Source organism: Methylobacter sp., assembly GCF_023227905.1.
GTDB lineage: Bacteria > Pseudomonadota > Gammaproteobacteria > Methylococcales > Methylomonadaceae > Methylobacter_A.
In genome coordinates this window covers 1-6,919 of record NZ_JALOCF010000095.1, presented here as the reverse complement: position 1 = coordinate 6,919, position 6,919 = coordinate 1, and the positions used below count along the sequence as shown (strand labels likewise).

Here is a 6,919-nt window from a genome sequence, read left to right as displayed (position 1 = left end):
ATCCGAACTCATCGGCACCAGTTCTTCACCGGCTCGCATAAGATAAGCGCCGTCATGATGCAACGGCGTTCCGACCGGGCGCGGCGGAATTTCAAACACCAACACCCTACCATCAGGATGGATCAATTCGGTAATCTCAACCCGAAACCGCAGCGCATTCAGAATCCGCGCCTTGATCTCGCCGCTATTTTGAAACGCCTGTGTGCCGACAACCCGGCGCGGCGGCTTGTCGCTAACGCCCAGCACCAGATGACCGCCACCCTCATTAGCCAAGGCCACGCAATAGCGGAACAGTTTGGTCGTGTCGTATTGCTGCTTAGCTTCTTTGAATTCCAGGTGTTCGTTTTCACGAGCACCAGCTAGCCAGCGATTTAATTGGTCCATCGAAGTCATGGGGAACGTCTCCATCACGGTTGCATATATAGAAAATCGGCATTTTTATACAGGTCGACTGTGACATGTATAGATTGGGCAGCAGCCCGCTGCCCAAATGTGAAATTAATCAGCAAGCTACTGACCAAATACCGTGTCGGCATCTCAGGAATCCTCCACCATGGCCTCGGCTTCGGGCAAACGGAGCTGGCCTGAGATCAGGCGGGGGAGCAAGGTGTCGCGGAGTTCTGCCAATTGTTTGATTTGCGTCAGATGTGTACGGTCAACCATTGGTTTTACCAAGCTGGCAAAAGCTCTAAGCACATTATCTGGAGGTAGCACTACAAGTTCTGTCTCTAAAAAATGAACCGTCTGAAAATTACTAATTCCTGTACTTTGATTTTGATACTCCCACGTTTTGCCTTGAGCATAGATATACGTGAGGTGTTGCGCCAGAAGCACACCAATATCCTTAGTATTCGGACGAAGCAAACGGCAAAAGCTCGCTGGCTCTACTGGACAATCGAATTGTCCTAGAAGCCCATCAGTTAAATACAATGCACGTCCTGTTGGTTGATCTTTACTTCCGCCAGAGACTTCTAAAACAATGTCGCCATCCTGTAACTTGCGAGATGTCAGTTTTTTCAGGGATGTGTAACGAACAGGTACTCGATTATTTGTTCCGCTGTGCAAGTTTGGAATATCTGTTCCGCGAATAATTGCAACCCGCGTGTCGTTTTTCTCATCTGCTACTTCACCACCCCAGTCGCCACCAATAGTGTGGCAAAGCAATTCACCAAATGGAACTAATTGCCATCCACTCGGTACCAAGCCCAGTTCTGATTCTTCGAAGCTGTCGGGGAAGAGCGCGGCGGTTTCGGCATCCATGCCCTCCGGCTCGCGGCCTTGCTGTTTGGCGCGCACGGGGTCGAAGTCCACGAACCAGGATTTGAACAGGGCCTGGGCGATGGCTTCGAGGGTGGTGTTGGTTTCGCGTAGCAGTGCGATGCGGTCGTCAAAAGAATTCAGAGTTGATGCAATCTCGTCCTGTATTTCTAACGGGGGCATTGCTATTTCAGCTTTCTTGAAATCACGTAGCACTACTCTTGGAATCGCCGCACCTGAAATAAAATTACTCTTCAAGTAGTCGATCACATCTATCGACGAAAAATAATATTTAAGAAAGTCAGAGTTAAGTTGTAATGGGTCTGGGCGCAAAATTGCGACCGAAGATAATACGACAGCCTCAAGCGATTTCTTGACTGTGCAAACAGTGTCAAGCGCACTATTCCCGTCTTTTGCTATTAGTACGTCACCAATTTCAGGTTTGCATCCTTGTTTGACTAAGGTCTCGAAATCTTCATTCGCGATTAAACGAGCCAGTGAAAGATCGACGCCAAATCGTGTTAAATCCTTTACAGATGCCATTGGCTTTCCAACCGCTACTGATTTTGGGCTGTTATGAGCACCATCGGTAATTTTAAGACATACGTCATTCAACGTTTTTGTCTGCCAATTAAAACTCATACCCCAGCCCTGTAGGTCGGGTTAGCGCAGCGTAACCCGACATTTTCGGTCTTTGGTGCATCGGGGGCTTGTCGGGTTACGCTATCGCTAACCCGACCTACGGTTTGTGATTTGTTGTGTGGTTTATTCATGACCTATGCCTGCAAAATCAATGGCGTTTTTGCCCCAATCGGGCGGAAAAATACCGGCTTCGACATAACGCTGGAAACTGGAATACGGCCATTCTATGGGCGATGATGCTAATCCATGTTTGACCGGGTTGTAATGTATGTAATCGACGTGACGTTCGAAATCGATTTCGTCACGAAGCAAATGCTCCCAATAACGGTGTTGCCAAATGGCTTGCTCGCCTCGCGCTTGGCGGGATGCGTTACGCCTGCCGTGTAACTCCGGGTCGCAATGCTTGGTAAACCAGGTTTTGATTAATCGCCAACGGGTGGCGAAATCCGCATCGCCGGGCGGTAATGTCCAAATGCAATGCACGTGATCAGGCATAACCACCATTGCATCGATTTCAAATGGACGCGATTTGCGGACGTTACGAAAGGCGTTGCGCAGGACTTCGACTGCTTCGGGGTTGGAGAAAATGGGTTTTCTTCCTTGCGTCACTAGAGTGAAGAAGAAGGAGCCGCCGGGGGTGAATGCGCGTCTGTATTGCATATGTGAGATTGGTTGTCGGGTTACGCGATAAGGCTGCTAACCCGACCTACGGGGTGTCTGTCAAAACTCATAGCCCAAGCCTCCCAACTTCTGGCGTATCAGTTGATCCAGTTCCGCGCCTTTCGCCATTTGTTCACCTAGGGTCTCGGTCAGCTTTTGCATTTTCTCGGCAAAGCTTTCGTCATCATCTTCAACGGCTTCTGCGCCGACATAGCGACCAGGCGTCAGGACGTGGCCATGTTCGGCGATTTCTGCCAGGGTGACGCTGCGGCAGTAGCCGGGGATGTCCTGGTATATCTGCCCTTCGACAGGCTCAGGGCGAACGGTATTTGAATCGCCACGCCATGCGGCAACGGTATTGGCGATTCTATCGATGACTTCATCGGTGAATTCGCATTGCACGCGGCTGATCATGCTGCCGAGTTTGCGGGCGTCGATGAACAGGACTTCGCCTTGGCGGGTGCGCTTTTCCTTGACCAAAAACCACAGGCAGGCGGGAATCTGGGTGTTGAAGAACAGCTGGCCGGGCAGGGCGATCATGACTTCGACCTTGTCGGCCTCGACCATCGCGCGGCGGATGTCGCCTTCGCTGTTCTGGCTGGACGACATCGAGCCGTTGGCAAGCACGATACCGGCGCGGCCTGTGGACTTGAGGTGGTACAGCATGTGTTGCAGCCACGCATAGTTGGCGTTGCCTAGAGGCGGCGTACCGTAGACCCAGCGCGGATCGCCTTCCAGGCTGCCGTGCCACCAGTCGGAGATATTGAACGGTGGGTTGGCGAGCACAAAATCGGCGCGCAGGTCGGGGTGCTGGTCGCGCACGAAGGTGTCGGCGGGTTCTTTGCCCAGATTGAAGTCGATACCGCGAATGGCAAGGTTCATCGCGGCCAATCGCCATGTGGTCGGATTCGCTTCCTGGCCGTAAATCGATACATCGCCCAACTTGCCGCCGTGGGCTTCGATAAATTTTTCCGATTGCACAAACATGCCGCCGGAGCCGCAGCAGGGGTCATAGACCTGACCGTGATGTGGGGCGAGTACGGCGACCAGGGTTTTAACGATGGAGGCTGGGGTGTAGAACTGCCCGCCGCGCTTGCCTTCGGCGCTGGCGAACTGGCCAAGGAAGTATTCATGCACCTGGCCGAGCAGATCGCGGGCGTGGTTTTTGGCGGTATCAGTCGATTCGCCAAAGCCGATTTGCGAGACCAGATCGACCAATTCGCCGAGCTTGCCGTCGGGTAGTTGCACGCGGGCATAGCGCTTGTCGAGGATACCTTTGAGCTTGGGGTTTTCGCTTTCAATCAGCGATAGCGCATCGTCGATGCGTTTGCCGATGTCGGCTTGCTTGGCCTGGGCGCGCAGGCTTTCCCAACGGGCGGCTTCAGGCACCCAGAACACGTTGACTTCCTTGTAGTAGTCGCGGTCTTCAAGTTCTTCATTGATCAGTTCTTGGTCGGCATCATCCAGATAGTAGTCGTCCTGGCTATCTGCAAACTTGCGCGTGAGTTCTGCGCGGCGGGTCTGGAAGGTGTCGGAGATGTATTTGACGAAGATCAGGCCAAGCACGATGTGCTTGTATTCGGCGGCGTCCATGTTGGCGCGCAGCTTGTCGGCGGTGGCCCAGAGTGTTTTCTTGATGTCTTCGATCATGCGTTTTTGCTTGAGAAATTTGAATTATTTTGTTGTTAGGGAAGCGCTGAATAAAATGATTTCGTTCATGGTTCGACAAGCTCACCACGAACGAAATCAAAATCTTACCGTTCATCCTGAGCCTGTCGAAGGATTAAATTAGCGCTTCCTGTTCTGATAACTTGGGTGCAGTTGTGGCTATAGTATCACGAAGCTTTGTCCATTGACTTTGTACCTCCAGCTCAGGATGTGCTATCGCTGAAAACAAAAAAGCCCATCATAAGATGGGCTTTTTTAACTGATAAACCAGGAAACAGTTATCGATTGTTGAATCGAGCTATTGTTTCCTGATTTAAGTTTTAGTTTTTAGTTTTATCAACAATCTGGTTGGCTTTGATCCAAGGCATCATGCTGCGAAGTTTTTCGCCAACAACTTCAATAGGATGTTCTGCATTCAAGCGACGCTTGGCAGTCATTTCAGGGTAGTTAGTCATGCCTTCCATGATGAATTGCTTGGCGTACTCGCCGTTTCTGATGTTTTTCAACGCTTCACGCATTGCCCAGCGGCTTTCTTCGTTGATGACGCGTGGGCCTGTAACGTATTCGCCGTACTCGGCATTGTTAGATATGGAGTAGTTCATGTTGGCAATGCCGCCTTCGTACATCAGGTCAACAATCAGTTTTAACTCGTGCAGACATTCAAAGTAAGCCATTTCCGGTGCATAACCGGCTTCAACCAGTGTTTCGAAGCCCGCTTTAACCAGTTCAACCGCACCACCGCATAATACGGCTTGTTCACCGAACAAGTCAGTTTCTGTTTCGTCGCGGAAAGTTGTTTCAATGATGCCTGAACGACCACCGCCGATAGCCGACGCGTAAGACAGACAAATGTCTTTGGCCTTGCCTGAAGAATCCTGGTGTATGGCGATCAAATCAGGGATGCCGCCGCCGCGTACAAATTCGGAACGAACTGTGTGGCCCGGTGCTTTGGGTGCAATCATGATTACGTCTAAATCGGTGCGCGGCACAATTTGGTTGTACAAAATTGCAAAGCCGTGGGCGAATGCCAACACCGCGCCTTTTTTGATGTTAGGTTCAATCTCGGCTTTATAAAGTTGAGATTGGAACTCATCAGGGGTCAGGATCATGACTAAATCCGCACCTGCAACAGCTTCTGGTACGTCTTTAACGGTCAAGCCGGACGCCTGTGCTTTGGCAACAGAAGGCGAACCGGCACGCAAACCAACGACAACCTCAACGCCAGAGTCTTTTAAGTTGTTAGCGTGTGCATGACCTTGTGAACCGTAACCGATGATGGCTACTTTTTTAGCTTTGATGATTGAAAGATCAGCGTCTTTGTCGTAATAAACTTGCATGGTTTTTCCTGTTTTTGTGTTTAAAGTGTTGGTTGTCAAATCGTGGAACCGTAGGATGTGCTGAGAAACGAAGCGCATCAATCGCGAACGATGGGCTTCGTTCCTCAGCCTATCCTATAAATGCAGTCCCTTTTCGCCTCTTGAAATCCCGGTCGGCCCTGAGCGAACGACTTCAATAATGGTGTCCATGTCGATAGCGGCGATAAAAGCGTCCAGTTTACTGGAAGGTCCAGTCATTTCAACAACGTATGTTGTTGGCGTAACATCAATAATTTTGCCGCGGAATATAGCCGCCATACTTCTGATTTCATCACGCGTATGATCGGTGGTTTTGATCTTGACCATCATCAGTTCCCGTTCAATGTGAACGGATTCGGCTAAATCGATCAGTTTAACCACATCAATCAGCTTATTCAGTTGTTTAGTGATTTGTTCGATGATGTCGTCGCTGCCGCGGGTGACCAGGGTCATTCGCGACAGGCTGGGGTCTTCTGTAGGCGCTACGGTCAGTGACTCAATGTTGTAGCCGCGCGCAGAAAACAAGCCTGCTACTCGCGATAATGCACCTGATTCATTTTCAATCAGGATAGAAATAATATGTCTCATTATGCCAGCTCCCTGTCTGTCGGTGTGCTTGGCGCTACTCTTAAGGTCATATCATGATGGCCTTTTCCGGATTCAATCATCGGGTAAACATTTTCAGTTCTGTCGGTCATAATATCCAAAAATACCGTGCGGTCTTTCATGGCAAAGGCTTCTTCCAGGGCCGGTCTGACTTCCTCGGGTTTGTCGATACGCATGCCGACATGCCCATAAGCTTCAGCCAGTTTTACAAATTCCGGAATAGTATCCATATACGAATGGGAATAACGACTTTCGTAGGAAAATTCCTGCCACTGGCGAACCATGCCCATATAACGGTTGTTCAAGTTAATGATTTTTATAGGCGTGTTGTATTGCAGAGCGGTCGACAGTTCCTGAATGCACATCTGGATACTGGCTTCGCCGGTAACGCAGGCAACATCCGCATCAGGGAAGGCCAATTTAACGCCAATCGCTGCGGGCAAACCAAACCCCATCGTGCCCAGGCCGCCGGAGTTAATCCACCGGCGCGGTTTGTCGAAAGGGTAGTATTGGGCTGCATACATCTGATGTTGACCTACATCCGAGGTGATATAGGCATCGCCTTTGGTTACTTCATACAGTTGCTCGATCACATATTGCGGCTTAATCAGCCGACTTTCCCGGTCATATTCCAGGCATTTAACCGCCCGCCATTTTTCAATTTGATTCCACCAGATTTCCAATGCTTTCTTGGATGGCTTCTTTTTGCTTTCCTTGATCAGCTCGAGCAT

The 6,919-nt window shown here is 50.3% G+C and carries 8 protein-coding genes; all 8 read right to left on the bottom strand.

What is annotated here, in order from left to right:
* Positions 1-393, bottom strand: a 393-nt coding sequence (locus tag M0R47_RS21070; protein ID WP_292558326.1) for an ATP-binding protein, incomplete at its 3' end; no start/stop codon positions are given.
* A gap of 144 nt (positions 394-537) precedes the next feature.
* Entirely contained in the window at positions 538-1,899 is a 1,362-nt protein-coding gene (locus M0R47_RS21065; protein ID WP_292558325.1) for a restriction endonuclease subunit S, read from the bottom strand.
* The gene (locus M0R47_RS21060) at positions 1,896-2,030 is read right to left on the bottom strand and encodes a hypothetical protein (RefSeq protein ID WP_292558324.1); all 135 of its coding nucleotides are present in this window, start codon (positions 2,028-2,030) and stop codon (positions 1,896-1,898) included. The genes M0R47_RS21065 and M0R47_RS21060 overlap by 4 nt, the downstream gene beginning before the upstream one ends.
* On the bottom strand, positions 2,023-2,559 hold the full coding sequence (locus M0R47_RS21055) for a transposase (protein WP_292558323.1): 537 nt from the start codon (positions 2,557-2,559) through the stop codon (positions 2,023-2,025). Before M0R47_RS21055 ends, M0R47_RS21060 begins: the two co-directional genes overlap by 8 nt.
* 60 nt (positions 2,560-2,619) lie before the next feature.
* On the bottom strand, positions 2,620-4,209 hold the full coding sequence (locus M0R47_RS21050; RefSeq protein ID WP_292558322.1) for a class I SAM-dependent DNA methyltransferase: 1,590 nt from the start codon (positions 4,207-4,209) through the stop codon (positions 2,620-2,622).
* 338 nt (positions 4,210-4,547) lie between these two features.
* On the bottom strand, positions 4,548-5,564 hold the full coding sequence (ilvC, locus tag M0R47_RS21045) for a ketol-acid reductoisomerase (protein WP_292558321.1): 1,017 nt from the start codon (positions 5,562-5,564) through the stop codon (positions 4,548-4,550).
* A 114-nt stretch (positions 5,565-5,678) separates the two neighbouring features.
* A complete protein-coding gene (gene ilvN / locus M0R47_RS21040; RefSeq protein ID WP_292558320.1) occupies positions 5,679-6,170 on the bottom strand; it encodes an acetolactate synthase small subunit in 492 nt (163 codons plus the stop codon).
* The coding region (locus M0R47_RS21035) for a thiamine pyrophosphate-dependent enzyme (protein WP_292558319.1) at positions 6,170-6,919 on the bottom strand (750 nt) is incomplete at its 5' end. The genes ilvN and M0R47_RS21035, both read right to left, overlap by 1 nt.